Origin of the sequence: Aeromonas hydrophila subsp. hydrophila ATCC 7966, assembly GCF_000014805.1 — a bacterium.
GTDB classification, from domain to species: Bacteria; Pseudomonadota; Gammaproteobacteria; order Enterobacterales; family Aeromonadaceae; genus Aeromonas; species Aeromonas hydrophila.
The window spans coordinates 4,405,046-4,422,829 of the sequence record NC_008570.1 but is presented as its reverse complement, the minus strand read 5'-3'; the positions used below and the strand labels follow the sequence as shown (position 1 = coordinate 4,422,829).

Here is a 17,784-nt window from a genome sequence, read left to right as displayed (position 1 = left end):
TTGATTCACCGATGAAATCTGTTCGCTGCCCAGGTGAGCAGCAGGGTCAGCAGGAAGTAGCTCATCACCAGCGCGCTGGTGAAGTGGCCCGAAGTCGAACGCATGTTGTAGAGGTAGACCTGCAGGGTTTCGTAACGGGTGCCCACCAGCATGTTGGCAAACACGAACTCGCCGAGCAGGAAGGAGAGCGAGAGAAACAGCGCCGCCAGCAGCCCCTTGCGCAGACAGGGGATCACCACCAGCAGGAAGGCGCGCCGACTGCTTGCCCCCAGCAGATGGGCGGCATCCATCAGATCTTTCAGCGGCACCCCCTGCAAACTGTTGGCCAGCGCCCGGTACATAAAGGGGAGCACCACGGTGAACCAGGTGCCGATCAGGATCCACGGCGTGCCGATAATCGGCAGAACGCCGTCGGCGTAGATCTGCAGCAACCCGACCGAGGAGACCACGGGCGGCACCGCGAAGGGGAGCAGGATCAGCAGGTTCATCCAGGGATCCAGCCTGGGGAAGTAGTAGGCCACCACCAGCACGGTGGGCACCAGCACCAGGGTCCCCAGCAGCAGGGTAGCAAAGCAGACCAAGAGGCTGCGGCCAAACGCCGCCAGAAAGCGCGGGTCACCCCACAGTTTGAGGTACCAGTCGAGGGTAAAGCCGTCCGGCAGCAGGGTCGCCCCCCAGCGGGTGGAGAGGGAGTAGAGAAACGTGGCCAGCAGCGGCAACAGCAGGGTGGCGACCAGCCCACCCAGCACCCACTTGGGCCAGCGCGGCGTCAAATCATGCATGGGATTGCCCCTTGTTCACATAGCTTTTTTTCAGCAGCCACTGGTTGGCGGCCGTCACTACCCCCAGCAGCACCATCAGGATCACCGCCAGCGCCGCCGCCATATTGGGTTCGAGGAAGATGTCGCCGGAGACCAGACTGGCCACCCGGATGGTCACCAGATTGAAGTTACCTGTGGTGAGGGCATAGGCGGAGGCATAGGCCCCCACCGCGTTGGCAAACAGGATGATCAGGGTGCCGAGCAGCGCAGGCGTCAGCATCGGCAGCGCCACGTGCCACACATACTGCCCCTTGCTCGCGCCGAGCAGTGCGGCGGCCTGCGGCCACTCATCCTGCAGCGCATCGAAGGCCGGGTAGAGCAGCAGCAACGCGAGCGGGATCTGGAAGTAGGTGTAGATGAGGATGAGGCCGCTACCCGAGTAGAGGTTGAAGCCGTCGATGAGGCCCCAGGATTTCAGCAGCAGAGTGACCGCACCGTTGATGCCAAGAATGATGATGAAGGCGAACGCCAGCGGCACGCCGCTGAAGTTGCCGGTCATGGTGACGAAGGCCAGCAGCACCCGTTTGACCCGCTCGCCGCTGTGGCGCAGTGCGGCCGCCCCGAGCGTGCCGATGGCAAGCCCCGCCAGACTGGCGATACCGGCGATGCGCAAGGAGTTGCCGAACGATTGCAGGTAGAAGGGGGAGCTCAGGATCTCCCGGTAGTAGTCGAGGCCCCAGCCATCCGGGGTCTGAAAACTGCCCACCAGCACCCACACCATGGGGGCGAGCTGGAACAGGATCATCAAGAGGACAAACGGCAGCAGCACCAGGGCCGGCAGCCAGTGGCGGCGCACCTTGTGCTTGGTTGCCATGGGTTGATCCGCCAGGATCTCGGTGGTGGCGGGCATCATCAGTGCACCTCCGGCAGGTTGCCGGCCTTGAGCAGCGGCGGGCCGCTCGGCTTGTCGTGAGTCACCCCCAGCAGGTCTGCCATCAGGGCACAGAGCTGGGTCTGCTGTATGGCGGGGCCGGCGGGCCACTGGGCCACAAACGCATCGCCAAACAGCCAGAGCGGTACCCGGCGCTCCTCGGCCAGGGTACCGCCGTGGCTCAGGTCGTTGTTCATGCCGTGATCCGAGGTGATCACTACCTGATACCCCTCCGCCAGCCACTGGGGCAGCAGGTCGGCCAGCAGGCTGTCCATCCGGCGCGCCTGATTGCGGTACTGGCGGGAATCGAGACCAAACTGGTGGCCGGCATCATCCACCCCCATCGGGTGGATCAGCAGAAAATCGGGGTCGTACTGGCTGCGCAGCCACTCGCCGTCCATCAGCAGATGGCTGTCGGGGTAGTTGTCATCCCAGTAGAAGCAGCCGTGCTGGATCGGCAGCCGCTCGTCATGGGTGAAGCGATCGCGGGCCGCTTGCCAGGGGCTCTGGTTGTAGAGCTCGCTCACCCAGTGGTAGGCCGCTGCTGCGGTGCGTTTGCCGCCCGCCCGGGCCAGATGGAAGATGGACTCCTGCCGGCTGAGACGGCTCACCCCGTTGTGGGTGATGCCGCTCTCCACTGGCGTCGACCCGGTCAGGATGCACTCGTAGAGGGGCCGGGAGAGGGAGGGCAGGGCGCAGCTGAGGGTCGTATAGAGGCCGCGCTCCGCCTCCACCATGCCCGCGAGGTAGCCCATGCAATGGGCTACCTCGGCAGAGAGGCCATCCACAAGTACCACTATCACCTTGTGTTGCACTGGCCGCTCCTTATTGCATGTTGATCATGACGGTTTCCTGCCACTGGCGCGGCAGGGCCTTGAAGCTCTGCTCCCAGGCGGCGTGATCCTGTACCGGCTTGGCATTGGCGTACTGCTCGGCCGGCAGCAGCTTGGCCTTGACGTCGTCCGGCAGGGTCACGTTGCTGCGGATCGGGCGGGCGTAGCCGCGCGCCAGGTTGATCTGGCCGGCGTCGGAGAGGATGTATTCCCGCGCCAGCTTGGCGGCGTTGGGGTTCTTGGCCCACTTGTTGATGATGGTGGTGTAACCGGCGATGACGGAGCCGTCGCTCGGGATCACCACCTCAAACTTCTTGGGGTCGATCTGGTCGCGGTAGTTCAGCGCGTTGAAGTCCCACAGCACCCCCACTTCCACCTCGCCCTTCTCGATGTTGGCGATGGTCGGGTCGTTCAGCGACAGGCGACCCTGCTTGGCCAGCTGACCGAACAGCTCCAGCGCGGGTTTGAGGTTCTTCTCGCTGCCACCAGTGGCATAGGCCGCCGCCAGCACGCCGTTGTTGGCCTGGGAGGCAACACCGACGTCACCCAGGGTCACCTTGTAGTCGCCACCCAGCAGGGACTGCCAGCTGGTGGGGGTGGCCTTGACGAGATCCTTGTTGATCAGGAAGGCGATGGTGCCGGTATAGGCCAGCATCCAGTGACCGTCCGCATCCTTGGCCCAGTTGGGAATGTCGGCCCAGGTGGAGGGTTTGTAGGGCTGGGTGACCCCCTGTTTGACCGCCACCGGGCCGAAGGCGCCGCCCACGTCGCCGATGTCGGCGGTGGCATTGGCCTTCTCGGCGGCGAACTTGGCGATCTCCTGCGCCGAGCTCATGTCGGTATCCTGATGCTTGATGCCGTAGATGCTGCCGAGCTGCTGCCAGGTATCCTTCCAGTTGGCCCAGCTGTCGGGCATGCCGATGCTGCTGAGCTGCCCTTCACCGCGAGCGGCTTTCTCGAGATCCGCGATGTTCTCGGCGGCAAACAGTGGCTGACTGATGGCCACCAGGGCCAGTGCACTTGCGATCACGCTTTTCATCATCCCATCCCTCTGGACTAGGTCAGTTAAGGTTCGAGAGGGATGCTAGAGGGGAAATATGACGGTGGCGGGGCGCTTTGATGGCAGTTTGATGACAATCGCCCTGTCATGGCGCTGTCATCCACAGCGGTTACAACTCTGAACCCAAGTGAAGCTGGACTACTCCAGCAAGGGCTGAACCAACAAGGGCTAAGCCAGCCGCCGCAGTCAGGATGAGCGACAGGGACATGAGCGTGATTGAATCGAGATTGAGCGAGCGGGTCGCGGCCGATGGCCGCGCCTCCAAGTGTGAACAGATTTGCCAGACCCTGCGCCGCTATATCGGCAGCGGCCAGCTGGCGGCGGGGCAGCAGTTGCCCGCTGAGCGGGCCCTGAGCGAGCGCTTCGCCACCACCCGCATCACCATCAAGGAGGCGCTCTCGAGCCTCGAGGCGGATGGCCTCATCTACCGGGCCGAGCGGCGCGGCTGGTTCGTGGCGCCGCCTCGCCTCACCTACGATCCCGCCATCCACACCCACTTTCACCAGTGGATCGGCGAGCAGCAGCGCACCGCCGAAACCCGAGTGTTGGCCCACGGTAGCGAGCTGGCCAGCAGCGAGCTGTGCCGCTGGATGGGGCTGGATCCTTTTACCCCGCTGTATGAAATCCGCCGCCTGCGTCTCATCGACGGTCGGCCGGTGCTCCACGTCAGCCACCACCTGCTGGCCAGCCGCTTTCCCGATATCGCCAGCGCGCCGCTGGCCAGCTCCCTCACCGAGCTCTATCAGCAGCGCTATGGCATAGGCCAGGGTGGGGCGAGTCTCGAGATCACCCCCTCGGCGGCGCGGGGCGCCATCGCCCGCGCCCTCAATCTGGCGGAAGGGAGCGCCGTGCTGCGGCTGGTGCGGGTCAACTATGACCAGCGGGGAGCGCTGGTGGATTGCGATATCGAGCACTGGCGACCGGATGCGATCCGCATCTGTCTCGATACGCGAGCATTGCAGCCGCCTGCATTCGACAGGCCGGCGCAGATCCAGCTCGCGGATCAGGGATGATCCGGCCCGCTCTGGCGGGCCATGCCGGTGTGGAAAGGGAGGCGGATCCCGCAGGATCCGCCGGGATCAGTTGTCGATATTGGGGATCAGGTCGTCGAAGCTCTGGTAGCCGCAGTCGGCCAGCTGCAGCGACATGGTGTAGGTCTTGCTGCCCTCGCGCTGGCCGATGGCGGGGCGGTTGAGCTTGAGCTCCTGGTGCCAGTACTCCTTCATCCGCTCGATCAGCGCCATCGCCTCGCTCTCGTCCAGATGGAGCTGGCACAGTGCCATGTAGTTGTTGGACTTGTGCATGTTCTCCACCAGATAGTCCCCCAGCACGGACATGGCCTGGCGCGCCTGCTGGCGGGCGAAGCGGCTGTGCTGCTCGAAGCTGATCCGCTCGCTGATGAGGAAGTGGTAGCTGTTGTCGATGCCGAGCTGCAGGATGCCGAGCTTCTCCAGCTTGCGCAGATAGAGGTAGCAGGAGGCATCGGTCAGGCCGTACTCCCGCTTGAGATCGATTAACGTCTTGTCGCGCCAGAAGATGTTGGCGAGAAAGGCGTAGAGACCGGGCTCCTTGTGGAATGCCTCGTCCTGCTCCTGGGTGAAGACGGCGCGGCGGCTCTGGGCGTCCTGGGTGCGGTCCAGCAGCTCCTCGAACGACAGCCCCACCAGGTGGCAGATCTCCAGCAGGGTATCGAACGGCAGGGAGGGCTTGTTCATCATCCGTTTGACGGTGGCGATGGAGACGCCCATGGCTTCTGCCAGGGTCTGATAGCGGATCCCCTTGTCGGTCAGGGTCTTCTTCAGGGTGTCGAGAATATTGTTGGCCAGGGTCTGGCTGTAGGTCATGCAACTATTCCTTTATCTGCATCTTTATGTTGTGTCAGAAACTGAGTTCTTTTGTCGTTATGGGCTCAGATACTGACACTTAAAAAAACCAGAGGAAACAAACCCGGCGTAATCGATGGAAATGGCCAGACCAGTCTGAGTGGAAGGTTGCAGATAGTGATACTCTGCGGTGCATATCCTTCAACCATTCAACATTTTGCTGGTGGCGCATAAAACATCGCGCATAATTCAACACGAATCGGATTCAAGACCTTCCTGGTTGAGAAATCGATTGTTTGCTTCCAATTTAAGGGTTTTTTAAACCGCAAGGTTTTTATTCTTTCCTGGCATTGAGCGGAACTCGCAAGAGGGCCGCTTTTTTCTTTTCTCCGAATTTGCGCCCGCCGTCAAGCGGCGGGGCACCGGCAGTTCTCTGTCGCTGCTTGCGCCCCCTCTTATGTTGCCGCCCGTCTTACTCCCCCTTGCAGGGAAACAGCTTGGGGATCTCCCGAATAAGCCAGCTCTTGGCCTTGCCCATGGTGTCGCGCCGCCAGGCCAGCACGACCTGGATCTGGTGGCGATACTCGGGGCTGATCACCTTGAGCCGTCCGGCCCTGATGTCCTCTTCAATCCAGCTCAGCGGCATGGTGCCGACCCCGATCCCCGCCAGCAGGGCGTCGCGCTTCTCGCCCATGGTGCTGACGGTCAGCCGCGGCTGCTTGTCGAGCAGGCGATAGGTGAGCACCGGCTTGCGTAGCGCCGTGTCGGCCACCGCGATGGCCCGGTAGCGGCGCAGGGTATCGTCCGCCAGGGGCTCGGGCTCCTGATGCAGGGGGTGATCGGGGTGGGCGACGTAGAGCATCACCTCCTCCTGCAGCGGCTGATGCTTGATACCGGTCATCATGATGTCGGGATTGAGGGAGGAGATGAGCAGGTCGGCCCGGCCATCTTCCAGACACTCCCAGCTGCCCGCCAGCACTTCGGCCCGCAGCCTGAGTCGGGTATCGGTCAGCTCGGCCAGCCGCTCCACCAGCGGGTAGAGGGCCTGCAGCGGCACCAGTGCATCGACGGCGATGGTGATGTCGGTCTCCCAGCCGCGGGCCAGCGCCCGGGTCTCGCCCACCAGGTGCTCGGCCGCCTCCAGCAGAACCCGACCCCGCTCCAGCAGCATGCGGCCCGCCGGGGTGAACTTGGTTCTGTGGCCGCTGCGGTCGAACAGCATGGCGTCCAGTTCGTCTTCCAGCTTCTGCACCGTGTAGCTCAGGGCCGAGGGCACCTTGCCCAGTTCGTCGGCTGCCGCCGCGAAGCTGCCACGGCGGTCGATGGCATCCAGCACCCGGATGGCTTCCAGGGTCAGCGCCCGTTCCTTGTTCAGTTCCTTGGCCATAAATTGCCTTCAATTTTTTTGAACATGTTTGCCAGTTTATCTCGCTAACAAGTTAGGCCAAGTGTCTTTAATATTCAATCAACGCTTAGGCAGGAACGCCAAGCAGCCAAATAAACGGGTAGTTCCAGACTGTGACTCCATCAATCAGGGAGTCTGACTTCGGTGAAAGAACAACACACTATTTGAATGACCTCTTGCATGGATGCATTGATTCTGGCCACAGCGGCCTTGGCAATGACATAAAACCAAGAGAGTGAATGAACATGAAAAACGTAATCAAGATGCTGGCCGTTGCAGGCCTGATGACCGCAGGTTTTGCTCAGGCTTCCGTCCCGGCTGACCTCAACGCCGCCCCGGGCGTGCTGTTTGTGAACTGGCACGCGACCGCCGCGGTGGAAGGCAAGGGCAACCCCATGCTGGAAGTGCGTGACGAGTCTGGCGACCTGGTTGCCTCCGTCCACGCCAACCTGATGGGCAGCCAGCAGGTACAGATCCCGAGCCGCACCCAGGGCAACCTGACCGTGAGCCTGGGTGAGCAGAGCAGCGACTACCGTATTCCGTTCGGCATCGGTAGCGGCAAGCAGCGTTAATCAACCGTATCGGTACGTGAGGAGCACACCATGATGAAATTGAGAGCCGCAGAAGCGCGCGGCAAAGCCAACTTCGGCTGGCTGGATGCGCGCCACAGCTTTTCCTTCGGGCACTACTACGACCCGGACTGGATGGGGCATTCAGTGCTGCGGGTCATCAATCAGGATCTGGTGGCGCCGGGTGGCGGTTTCGCGACCCACCCTCACGCCAACATGGAAATCCTGACCTGCGTGCTGCAAGGCACCATAGAGCACAAGGACAGCCTCGGCCATGCCGAGCAGATCCCGGCGGGGGATTTCCAGCTGATGAGCGCGGGGTCCGGCATCCGGCACAGCGAGTACAACCCCTCGCAGACCGAGCCGCTCTCCCTGCTGCAAATCTGGATCGAGCCGAACGAACACGGCACGACACCCGGCTATCAGCAGAAGCAGATTGAAGCCAATCCGGGCATGACGCTGGTGGCGTCACCGGACGGCGAAGCAGGATCCTTCAGGATCCGCCAGCAGGCCCGCGTCTGGCGGCTGCAGCTTGAACCGGGTGAGAGCCTCACCTGGGAGCTGGCCGGCCGACACGGCTACCTGCAGATGATTTCAGGGGAGCTGACCGCCAACGGTCTGGCTGCCCGACCCGGCGACGGGGTTCTCAGTCGTGATGAGCCCAAATGGGATCTGGTGGCCGCGAGTGCCAGCCAAGCCCTGTTATTTGACCTACCCTGAAGCAGTCAGCGGTGATGTGACGCAAAACGAGGATATTGAAATGGACAAGATGAAAGATTTGGCACTGCTGGTGGGTCGCGTTCTGCTGGCTCTGATGTTTGTGATTGCAGGCTGGGGCAAGATCGGCGGTTACGCCGGTACCCAGGGGTATATGGAAGCCATGGGCGTGCCCGGTTTCATCCTGCCGCTGGTGATCCTGCTGGAGCTGGGCGGTGGCCTCGCCATCATGCTGGGCCTGTTTACCCGCAGCCTCTCCGTGCTGATGGCCGGTTTCACCCTGATGGCCGCCTTTATTTTCCACTATCAGCCTGCCGACCAGATGCAGATGCTGATGTTCATGAAGAACGTCTCCGTGGCCGGTGGTTTCCTGGCCCTGGCGGCAGCCGGTGCAGGGGCCTTCAGCCTGGATGCCCGCTTCGGCAAGAACTGGTAATACCCCCGCAGGTTCGAGTTTTCCAACGCCTTTTGGCCGGTGCAATCGCACCGGCTTTTTTATGCCCGTCACATTTGCCTGCGGCAGATGACGGCGACGTGATCGGCGACAACAAGCGCCTTTTGCATCTTTCCCCCCGATCCCCGACAATCCCGATACCTGTGAAGTGACGGGGATCCTTGAGGTTTTCCCGCGCTGACCCTTCTTTTGCTCTGGCGGGAATTGCCCATGTTTACCCTCTACCACTCCAATCAGCTGGACCTGCTCAAAGAGCTGCTGGTGAGCCGCATCCGGCAGGCCCCTCTCTCTCACCCCTTCGATCGGGAGCAGATCCTGGTGCAGAGTCCGGGTATGGCCCAGTGGCTCAAGCTGGAGCTGGCCAAGGCCTTCGGCATCGCCGCCAATATCGACTTTCCGCTGCCCGCCAGCTTTATCTGGGAGATGTTCACCCGGGTGCTGGCGGATGTGCCGCGCCAGAGCCCCTACAACAAGGGCGCCATGAGCTGGCAGCTGATGACCATTCTGCCCGCCCTGCTCGATCGCCCGGCCTTTGCGCCGCTGGCCGCCTATCTGGGCGGGGATGACGCAGATCCTGCCAAGGATCCCGAGCAGGTGCGGCTGTGGCAGCTCTGCCAGAAGGTGGCGGATCTCTTTGACCAGTATCTGGTCTACCGGCCGGACTGGATCGCCCGCTGGGAACAGGGGGAGGGGTTGAGCCAGGAGCTGGCGGGAGTGAGCGGGCAGGATTGGCAGCCCGAGCTGTGGCGCGAGCTGGTGGCCCGCACCCTGGCGCTCTCTCCGAGCGGCTACCACCGTGCCAACCTCTACGAGGAGTTCATCCACGAGCTGCAGCGTACTGCCACGCTGCCGGGCAAGCTGCCGCAGCGGGTGTTCGTGTTTGGCATCTCGGCGCTGCCGCCGCGCTATGTGGAGGCGCTGCTGGCCCTCGGCAGTCGGCCGGAGGTGGAGGTGCACCTGTTCGTCACCAACCCTTGCCGTTACTACTGGGGCGACCTGCTCGATCGCAAGACGTTGGCGCGGCTGGAGAACAAGCTCAAACCCGGCACCGATATCGAGACCCTGCAGGGACCCGCCAACCCGCTGCTTGCCTCCATGGGCAAGCTGGGGCGCGACTACCTGCATCAGCTGATGGAATTGGAGGTGCCGCAAATCGAGGCCTTTGTCGATATCGAGGAGATGGATGGCAAGGGCAATATCAAGCTGCTGCACGCCATCCAGAAGGATGTGCTGGAGCTGGCCGAACGGGGCGCCGGCCAGTTTGATCTCGACGCCAGCCACCACAAGAGCCCGCTCGATCCGGCGGATGGCTCCCTGCAGATCCACGCCTGCCACGGCCCGATGCGCGAGCTCGAGGTGCTGCACGACCGGCTGCTGGCGCTGTTCGAGCAGGACACCTCCCTCACCCCGAAAGACGTGGTGGTGATGATGCCGGACGTGAACAGCTACGGCCCCTACATTCAGGCGGTGTTCGGCGCGCGCGGCCAGATCCCGTTTGCGGTGTCGGATCGGGCGGCGAGCCAGGAGAGCCCGCTGCTGCAGAGCTTCCTCGCCCTGCTCAGGCTGCCCAACGCCCGCTTCGGCGCGGGGGAGCTGCTCGCCATTCTCGAGGTGCCCGCCGTGCTGCGCCGCTTCGAGCTGGATGACGAGGAGTTCAATCAGCTGCGAGTCTGGGTGCAGGAGACCGGCATCCGCTGGGGGCTGGATGACGGCTACCCCGAGCGCTTCGATCTGCCGCCCCTCTCTGGCAACAGCTGGCTGTTCGGCCTGCGCCGCATGCTGCTCGGCTTTGCCATGGGGGACGGCGAGCCGGTGGCAGGCATCCTGCCCTATGCAGACATCGAGGGTCAGCAGGGGTTGGCGCTCGGCAAGCTCGCCTGGTTCGTCGATTCGCTGGCCGAATTTTTACCCCGCCTGCAACAGGCGCAGCCGCTGGGGGAGTGGGTCGCCTGCCTCAACGCGCTGCTGGAGCGCTTCTATCTGGCCGACGAGGATGAAGAGCGTCAGCTGCAGCTCATTCGCAGCCAGCTGGCCGACTGGCTTGCCCAGCTTGGCGAAGCCCGCTTCGAGCAGCCCATCAGTGCCGACCTGTTGCAGGATTATCTCGGCAGCGTGCTGGGGGAGTCCCGCTCCAGCCAGCGCTTCCTCGCCGGTCAGGTCAACTTCTGCACCCTGATGCCGATGCGCTCCATTCCCTTCAAGCAGGTCTGCCTGCTCGGCATGAACGACGGCGTCTACCCGCGCACCCTGCCACCCATGGGGTTTGACCTGATGGCGGTGGCGGGCCGGCGGGGGGATCGCTCCCGTCGCGATGACGACCGCTACCTGTTCCTCGAGGCGCTGCTCAGCGCCCAGCAGGGGCTCTACATCAGCTATCAGGGCTTCAGCGCCCAGGACAACAGCGACAAGGTGCCCTCGGTGCTGCTGGCCGAACTCATCGACTATGTGCGGCAGGGTTTCGTGCTGGCGGGGGATGAGCAGCTCGATGACGAGAGCTCCGGCAAACGGCTGCTGGCGCACCTGATCACCCAGCATCCGCTCACCCCCTACAGCCACGCCTACTTCTATCCGGCGGCGGGCTCTGGCCTCTTTACCTATGCCGCCGACTGGCTGCCGGCCCTCCATCCGCAGCGCGGCGCGGCCAACTTCCAGAGTGGCGAGCTGCCCTTACCTCCCGAATGGGGCAAGGAGCAGGGGCTGGAGCTGGCGGAGCTGCTGCGCTTCTATCGCCAGCCAGCCCGCTACTTTCTCAACCGCCGCCTCAAGGTGTGGTTCGAGCTGAACGAAGCCAACATCGAGGAGAGCGAACCGTTCGAGCTGGACGGCCTGCAACATTATCAGCTGAAAGACCTGCTGCTCGATGCTCACCTGGCACAGGGGGACAGTGTCGTGCGTCGCGAGCGGCTGCAGCTCACCGGCCTGCTGCCGCAAGGGTGGTTCGGCAGCCTGCTGCTGGAGGATCTGGACGAGCAGATGGGCAAGCTGGCGGATCGGCTGCGGCCCTGGGTGGCGGCCAATGAGGCGGATAAACAGGCGGTGGAGGTCGATATCGCGCTGGCCCAGGGTCAGCTGCAAGGGTGGCTCGACACCCAGAAGGGGCGCTTGCTGGTGGTGAAACCCGGCAGCTTCAACGGCAAGGATCTGTTGCTGGGCTGGATCCAGCACCTCTGCCTTTCCTTGAGCGATGCCCCCGGCGACACCCTGCTGTTTGACGCCAAGCAGAGTCTGCGGCTGGCCAGGCTCCCGGCTGACGAGGCGCGGCCCAAGCTGGCGGCGTTGGTGGCGCTCTGGATGCAGGGGATGAAGCGGCCGCTGCCCTTTTTCCCGAGCACCGCCTGGGACTGGCTCAAGGCGATCGAGAAGGATCCGGAGAAACCGGAGGCGGCCGACAAGGCGGCCCTCACCCGCTTCAACGGTGGCTACATGGCCAAGGGGGAGGGGGAAGACGCCTATGTCGCCCGCTGTTTCCCGGAACTCGACGAGGCCGTGCTGGCCCAGTTGCAGGCGCTGGCCCGTGAACACCTGACCCCGCTGCTCAAGAGCCTGGAGGAGTTGCAATAATGGCCAACCCGCTCAATACCCTGCGTTTTCCCCTCTATGGCGAGCGACTGATCGAGGCCTCTGCCGGCACCGGCAAGACTTACACCATCGCCGGTCTCTACCTGCGGTTGCTGCTGGGCCATGGCCCGCTCATTGAAGAGGGCGCCGATGCCGGTCAACCCAGCGCCCACGAGCGGCCGCTCTCGGTGACCGAGATCCTGGTGGTGACCTTTACCGAGGCGGCCACCGCCGAGCTGCGCGGGCGGATCCGCGGTCGCATCCATGAGGCGCGGCTTGCCTTTATGCGCGGTGAGAGCAAGGACGCCCTGCTGAGCCAGCTGCTGGCCGAGGTGGAGGATCACGAGCTGGCGGCCCGCCGCCTGCTGGCTGCCGAGCGGCAGATGGACGAGGCGGCGGTCTTCACCATCCACGGCTTCTGCCAGCGGATGCTGAAACAGAACGCCTTCGAATCGGGCGCCCTCTTTGAAACCGAATTTCTCACCGACGACAGCCAGCTCAGGCTGCAGGCGGTGAGCGACTACTGGCGATCCGAGTTCTATCCGGTGGATAAACCCCTCGCCAGCGCCGTGCGTGCGCTCTGGCCGAGCCCCGCCGCCCTGCTGAGGGAGATGGGCAGCTGGCTCGACAACAGCGAGCTGGAGATGCGCCCGCCGGCGGGGGACGAGACCCTCGCCGCCCGCCATCAGGCGGCCATGGCCCGCATTGAGGCGGTGAAGCGTGAATGGCTGGCGCAAGGGGACGAGATCCGCCGCCAGACGGATGGGCAAGTAAGCCGCTACACCGGCAAGAACTACGAAGGCTGGCTCGCCAAGATAGCCGACTGGGCGCAGGACGAGCACAGCGGCTACGCCATTCCCAAGGAGCTGGAGCGCTTCGGCCAGACGGTGCTGGAGGAGAACCTCAAGAAGGGGGGCGCAGTGCCGACCCTGCCGCTGTTCAGCGAGATTGATGCGTTGCTGGCGAGTCGCCCCGGCATTCGGGATCTGATCCTGCAACGGGCGGCGGTGGTGGTGCGCAGCCGGATGCAGGCCAGCAAGCGGCAAGCCCATCAGCTCTCGTTCGATGACTTGCTGAAAGATCTCGACGGTGCACTCGGCTCCGGCCTTGGCGAGCGGCTGTGCGAGCGCATTCGCGCCACCTACCGGGTGGCGATGATCGATGAATTTCAGGATACCGACCCCCAGCAGTACCGCATCTTCCACCGGCTTTACGGTGGCCACACAGACACGGCGCTCTTGATGATCGGTGACCCCAAGCAGGCTATCTACGGCTTTCGCGGCGCCGACATCTTTACCTACATTCAGGCGCGGCGAAATGTGAGCGCCCACTACACCCTCGGGCGCAACTGGCGCTCCAGCCGCGCGCTGGTGGCGGCGGTCAACGGCCTGTTCGAGCGGGCGAAAGATCCTTTTATCTACGAGGCGGATATCCCCTTTCTGCCGGTGGAGGCGCAGGGCAAGAGCAAGGCGCTGCAGCTGGATGGCGAAGCCGCCCCCGTGCTCCACTGCTGGCAGCTGAGCGGCCAGCCCACCTTCAACAAGGGGGATTACCAGAGCCGGATGGCCCGCGCCACGGCGGTGGAGATCCACCGCCTGCTGACCCTGGCCCGCGCGGGCAAGGCGCAGATTGGCGACCAGCCGGTGAAGGCCGGGGATATCGCCGTGCTGGTGCGCACCGGCGCCGAGGGCAAGCTGGTGCAGCAGGAGCTGGCGCGCCTCGCCATCGCCTCCGTCTACCTGTCGAATCGCGAGAGCGTGCTGGCGCAGGTGGAGGCGCGGGAGATTTTGCTCATTCTGCACGCCTGCCAGAACCCGGGGGAGGAACGCAGCCTGCGGGCGGCGCTCGCCACCGGGCTGTTCGATCTGGACGCCAAGGCGCTCGACGAGCTCGCCAGTGACGAGCGGGCGTGGGAGAGCGCAGTGCAGGAGTTTATGGAGTACCGCAAGATCTGGCACAAGCGCGGCGTGCTGGCCATGCTGCGCGCCCTGCTGCACCGGCGCAATCTCGCCTCCTCTCTGCTGGCGAGCCCGAACGGCGAGCGGCGGCTGACCAACTTCCTCCACCTCGGCGAGCTGCTGCAACAGGTGAGCTGCGAGCTGGACGGCGAATATGCCCTGCTGCGCTGGCTGGGGGAGGCGGCGAGCCGTCCCGACGGCCAGGATGCAGAGCAGGTACTGCGGCTCGAATCCGAGCGCAAGCTGGTGCAGATCGTCACCATCCACAAATCCAAGGGGCTGGAGTACCCGCTGGTGTTCCTGCCCTTCATCTGCAGCCACCGTGCTGCCGATACTCCGCTGTTCCACGAAGCGGACGGGGCGGGCAATCGCACCGTGCTCGATCTGAATGGTGCCGAGGAATCCCTGGCCGAGGCTGACCGGGAGCGACTTGCCGAAGACCTGCGGCTGCTCTATGTGGCGCTGACCCGGGGCGTTTACGCCACCTGGCTGGGGCTGGCGCCGGTGCGCTCCGGCAATGGCAAGTCGGAGAAGACCGACCTGCACCACACCGCCATCGGCTACCTGCTGCAAAAGGGCGAGGAGGGGGATGCCGCGACGCTGGCGACCGCTCTGACCGAGCTGACGCAGGCGCTGCCCGGAGTGGCTGTCGGTGAGCCCTCGCTCACCCGCCCGGCCCCCATGGCGGCAGAGGAGGATCAACTGGGCGAGCCGCAGGTGCGCCACTTTACCGGCACCCTTGAGCGGGACTGGTGGATCAGCTCCTACTCCGGGCTGGCGGCGCAGGGCCACGGCCACAGCAAGGGCGTACTCGCCAATCCCGGCTTCGATGACGAGGTGGTGACCGAGGCGGCTGCATTGGCTGCCGACCTGTCTACAGCACAACAGGAAGAGGCGCCCCAGCCCTCCATCTTTACCTTCCCGAAAGGGGCGCGCCCCGGCACCTTGCTGCACAGCCTGTTCGAGACCATCGATTTTCAAAGCGCCGGCGGCGAGCCGCTGGCGGAGCACATCGCCACCCTGCTGGCGCAGGACGGCTTCGACGAAAGCTGGGCGCCCGTGCTGCAACAGCAGGTGGAGGCGGTGCTCGATACCCCGCTGGAGACAGGCTTTGGCGAGCCGGTGCGGCTGCGGGATCTGGCCCCCGAGCGCAAGCAGGTGGAGCTGGAATTCTTCCTGCCCATGGGGCGGGTGACGGCACCGGCACTCACCGCGCTCTGCCAGCAGCACGACCCGCTGTCACGCGGCAACAAGCCGCTCAGCTTTGCCACCGTGCAGGGGATGCTCAAGGGCTTTATCGACCTGGTGTTCGAGTGGCAGGGGCGCTGGTATCTGCTCGACTACAAATCGAATCACCTCGGCATGAGCCCGGCCGATTACAGCCTCCCGGCGCTGGAGCAGGCAATGGCCGAGCACCGCTACGACCTGCAATACCAGCTCTACTCGCTGGCGCTGCACCGGCTGCTGGCCCTGCGCCTGCCGGGCTACGACTTCGAACAGCACTTTGGCGGGGTCTTCTATCTGTTCCTGCGCGGCATGCCGCAGGGGGGGATTTTCCATACCCGCCCCAGCCGTGAGCTGGTGCTGGGGCTGGATCGGTTGTTTGGCGAGGGGGCGGCGCCCGCCCTCGCCGGGGTATCGGATAACGGGGTAGAAGCATGAACGGCACCATGATGATTGAACGGCTCAAGGCCCTGGCGCTGGCTGGCCGTATCCGCCAGCTGGATCTGCAATTTGCCAGGCTGGTGGCCGACCTAGGCGGCAGTCCCGAGCTGGTGCTGGGGGCGGCGCTCGCCTGCTTCGAACTGGGGCGCGGGCATGTCTGTCTGCCGCTGGAAATGTTGACGCATTCCGGTAACGAAAAGGGATCCTTGCGCCCGTTCGGGCTGGATCCGGATCAGAGTCGGGATCTGCTGGCCGATCTGGCGGATCCTGCCCGCTGGCCCGCCCTGTTTGCAGAGAGTCCCCTGGTTGGCAGCGAGCAGGATGAGGGGCTCGCCCCGCGCTGGCCGCTGCGGCTCTGGCACGGGCGGCTCTACCTCACCCGCTACCACGATTTTGAACTGGGGGTGGCCCGCCATCTGCGCGCTTTGAGCGAGCGAGCCGAATGGCCGGAGATTGCCCCGGCTCTGTCGCGGCTGTTTGCCCGCGACTACGGGTTGGTGTTCGCGGCGCTGCTCAAGGCCCGCCTCGCCCCCGACTTCTCGGCCCGCCACTTTACCCTGAAGTATCTCGATCTGGTGTTCCCGAATGAAGTGGACTGGCTCGCTATCGAAGGACTGCTGGCCAGCGCCCAGGCGGCGAGCGACTTGAGCAAACTGGATGCGCTGGTGCCCGAGGCGCTCTGCTGCAACGGCCAGAAGCTGGCGGCGGCCACCGCGGCGGCGCGCCCCTTTGCGGTGATCTCCGGCGGCCCCGGCACCGGCAAGACCACCACGGTTGCCAAACTGCTCGCCATTCTGGTGGAGACCGGCCTGCAAGCGGGCAAGGCCCCGGCGATCCGGCTGGTGGCCCCCACCGGCAAGGCGGCGGCGCGCCTGACCGAGAGTATCGGCTCTGCCCTGCAGGCCCTCGATCTGCCCCCCGAATGGGTCGAAGCGATCCCCACCGAGGCGGGCACCTTGCACCGGCTGCTCGGGGTCATTCCGGGGCGCAGCCAGTTCCGCCACCACGCGGGCAACCCGCTGCACCTCGACCTGCTGGTGGTGGATGAGGCCTCCATGGTCGACTTGCCGATGATGGCGCGCCTGCTCGATGCGCTGCCGAGCCACGCCCGCCTGATCCTGCTTGGCGACAAGGATCAGCTCGCCTCGGTGGAGGCGGGGGCCGTGCTCGGCGATATCTGCAGCTTTATCGAACAGGGCATCAGCCCGGCGCAGGCGGACTGGCTCTCCCGCCAGACCGGCTACCGCTTGCAGGGCTCGCCCGCAGGGGCAACCGTGCGCGACAGCCTCTGCCTGCTGGCCAAGAGCTGGCGCTTTGATCAGCACTCCGGCATCGGCCAGCTGGCGCGCGCCTGCAACAGCGGCGATGCCACAGCGGTGGAATCAGTCTGGGGCGCAGGATTTGCCGATATCAGCCTGCACCCCTGGGCCGGAGAGGCCTACGATGCCTTGATTGCCCAGGGGGTGGCCGGTTACGGCAGCTATCTGAAGGCGGCTCGCGCAGGGGAAGCGCCCGCCGCCGTGTTCAAGGCATTCAACAGCTTCCAGATCCTCTGCGCCCTGCGTGACGGCCCGTTCGGGGTGCTGGGGCTCAACGAGCGGCTCGAACTGGCCCTGTCACGGGCCGGCCTGATTGCCTGCGATGGCGACTGGTATGCCGGTCGCCCGGTGATGGTGGTGCGCAACGATCACGGGGTCGGCCTCTACAACGGTGATATGGGGCTCTGCCTGCCCGATGAAACCGGCCGGTTAAAGGTATGGTTTGAGCAGCCGGACGGCACCCTGCGGGCCCTGCTGCCAAGCCGCTTGCCGCCCCACGAGACGGTCTACGCCATGACCATCCACAAATCCCAGGGCTCGGAGTTTGCCCATACCGTGCTGGTGTTGCCCGACAGCCCCAGCCCACTGCTGACCCGCGAGCTGGTCTATACCGGCATCACCCGCGCCAAGGCGCGCCTCGATCTCTACGGCGACCGAGCCCTGCTGGCACAAGCGGTACGAAAAAAGACCGAGCGTTATTCCGGATTGGCGGAGAGGTTGGGGGAGTGAAC

At 64.5% G+C, this 17,784-nt stretch carries 13 protein-coding genes; 7 read left to right on the top strand and 6 right to left on the bottom strand.

Going from position 1 to position 17,784, the window contains the following annotated elements; all coding sequences use genetic code 11:
• Window positions 1–5: 5 nt before the first annotated feature.
• Genes AHA_RS20140 through AHA_RS20125 form a run of 4 tightly spaced genes read right to left on the bottom strand, consistent with a single transcriptional unit; the run spans window position 6 to window position 3,564 of the window.
• Window positions 6–782, bottom strand: coding sequence for an ABC transporter permease (locus AHA_RS20140; RefSeq protein WP_011707668.1), 777 nt, complete (start codon window positions 780–782; stop codon window positions 6–8).
• Window positions 775–1,674 (bottom strand): ABC transporter permease, encoded by a 900-nt coding sequence (locus tag AHA_RS20135; protein ID WP_011707667.1) that lies wholly within the window; start codon window positions 1,672–1,674, stop codon window positions 775–777. Before AHA_RS20135 ends, AHA_RS20140 begins: the two co-directional genes overlap by 8 nt.
• Window positions 1,674–2,507, bottom strand: a complete 834-nt coding sequence (locus tag AHA_RS20130) for an alkaline phosphatase family protein (RefSeq protein ID WP_077392323.1) — start codon at window positions 2,505–2,507, stop codon at window positions 1,674–1,676. The genes AHA_RS20135 and AHA_RS20130 overlap by 1 nt, the downstream gene beginning before the upstream one ends.
• Window positions 2,508–2,517: 10 nt before the next feature.
• On the bottom strand, window positions 2,518–3,564 hold the full coding sequence (locus tag AHA_RS20125; protein ID WP_115586427.1) for an ABC transporter substrate-binding protein: 1,047 nt from the start codon (window positions 3,562–3,564) through the stop codon (window positions 2,518–2,520).
• A gap of 227 nt (window positions 3,565–3,791) precedes the next feature.
• Here AHA_RS20125 and AHA_RS20120 point away from each other — a divergent pair, with 227 nt between their 5' ends.
• Window positions 3,792–4,598, top strand: a complete 807-nt coding sequence (locus AHA_RS20120; protein WP_011707664.1) for a UTRA domain-containing protein — start codon at window positions 3,792–3,794, stop codon at window positions 4,596–4,598.
• A 66-nt stretch (window positions 4,599–4,664) separates the two neighbouring features.
• Here AHA_RS20120 and AHA_RS20115 read toward each other — a convergent pair whose 3' ends face one another.
• On the bottom strand, window positions 4,665–5,429 hold the full coding sequence (locus tag AHA_RS20115; RefSeq protein WP_011707663.1) for a helix-turn-helix domain-containing protein: 765 nt from the start codon (window positions 5,427–5,429) through the stop codon (window positions 4,665–4,667).
• A gap of 451 nt (window positions 5,430–5,880) precedes the next feature.
• Complete coding sequence (locus AHA_RS20110) at window positions 5,881–6,795, bottom strand: LysR family transcriptional regulator (RefSeq protein WP_011707662.1); 915 nt, start codon at window positions 6,793–6,795, stop codon at window positions 5,881–5,883.
• Window positions 6,796–7,052: 257 nt separating this feature from the next.
• Between AHA_RS20110 and AHA_RS20105 the strand changes: the two genes are divergently transcribed.
• The 6 genes from AHA_RS20105 to recD all read left to right on the top strand — a co-directional run bounded on the left by AHA_RS20105 (window position 7,053) and on the right by recD (window position 17,782).
• A complete protein-coding gene (locus AHA_RS20105; RefSeq protein WP_011707661.1) occupies window positions 7,053–7,385 on the top strand; it encodes a hypothetical protein in 333 nt (110 codons plus the stop codon).
• A gap of 30 nt (window positions 7,386–7,415) precedes the next feature.
• Window positions 7,416–8,102: a pirin family protein gene (locus tag AHA_RS20100; protein ID WP_011707660.1), complete on the top strand. Its 687-nt coding sequence runs from the start codon at window positions 7,416–7,418 to the stop codon at window positions 8,100–8,102.
• Window positions 8,103–8,142: 40 nt separating this feature from the next.
• Window positions 8,143–8,535, top strand: a complete 393-nt coding sequence (locus AHA_RS20095; RefSeq protein ID WP_016352231.1) for a DoxX family protein — start codon at window positions 8,143–8,145, stop codon at window positions 8,533–8,535.
• 228 nt (window positions 8,536–8,763) lie between these two features.
• Window positions 8,764–12,114 (top strand): exodeoxyribonuclease V subunit gamma, encoded by a 3,351-nt coding sequence (gene recC, locus AHA_RS20090; protein ID WP_011707658.1) that lies wholly within the window; start codon window positions 8,764–8,766, stop codon window positions 12,112–12,114.
• Window positions 12,114–15,731: an exodeoxyribonuclease V subunit beta gene (gene recB, locus AHA_RS20085; RefSeq protein WP_011707657.1), complete on the top strand. Its 3,618-nt coding sequence runs from the start codon at window positions 12,114–12,116 to the stop codon at window positions 15,729–15,731. The genes recC and recB overlap by 1 nt, the downstream gene beginning before the upstream one ends.
• Window positions 15,728–17,782: an exodeoxyribonuclease V subunit alpha gene (gene recD / locus AHA_RS20080; RefSeq protein ID WP_011707656.1), complete on the top strand. Its 2,055-nt coding sequence runs from the start codon at window positions 15,728–15,730 to the stop codon at window positions 17,780–17,782. Before recB ends, recD begins: the two co-directional genes overlap by 4 nt.
• The last annotated feature ends 2 nt before the right edge of the window (window positions 17,783–17,784 follow it).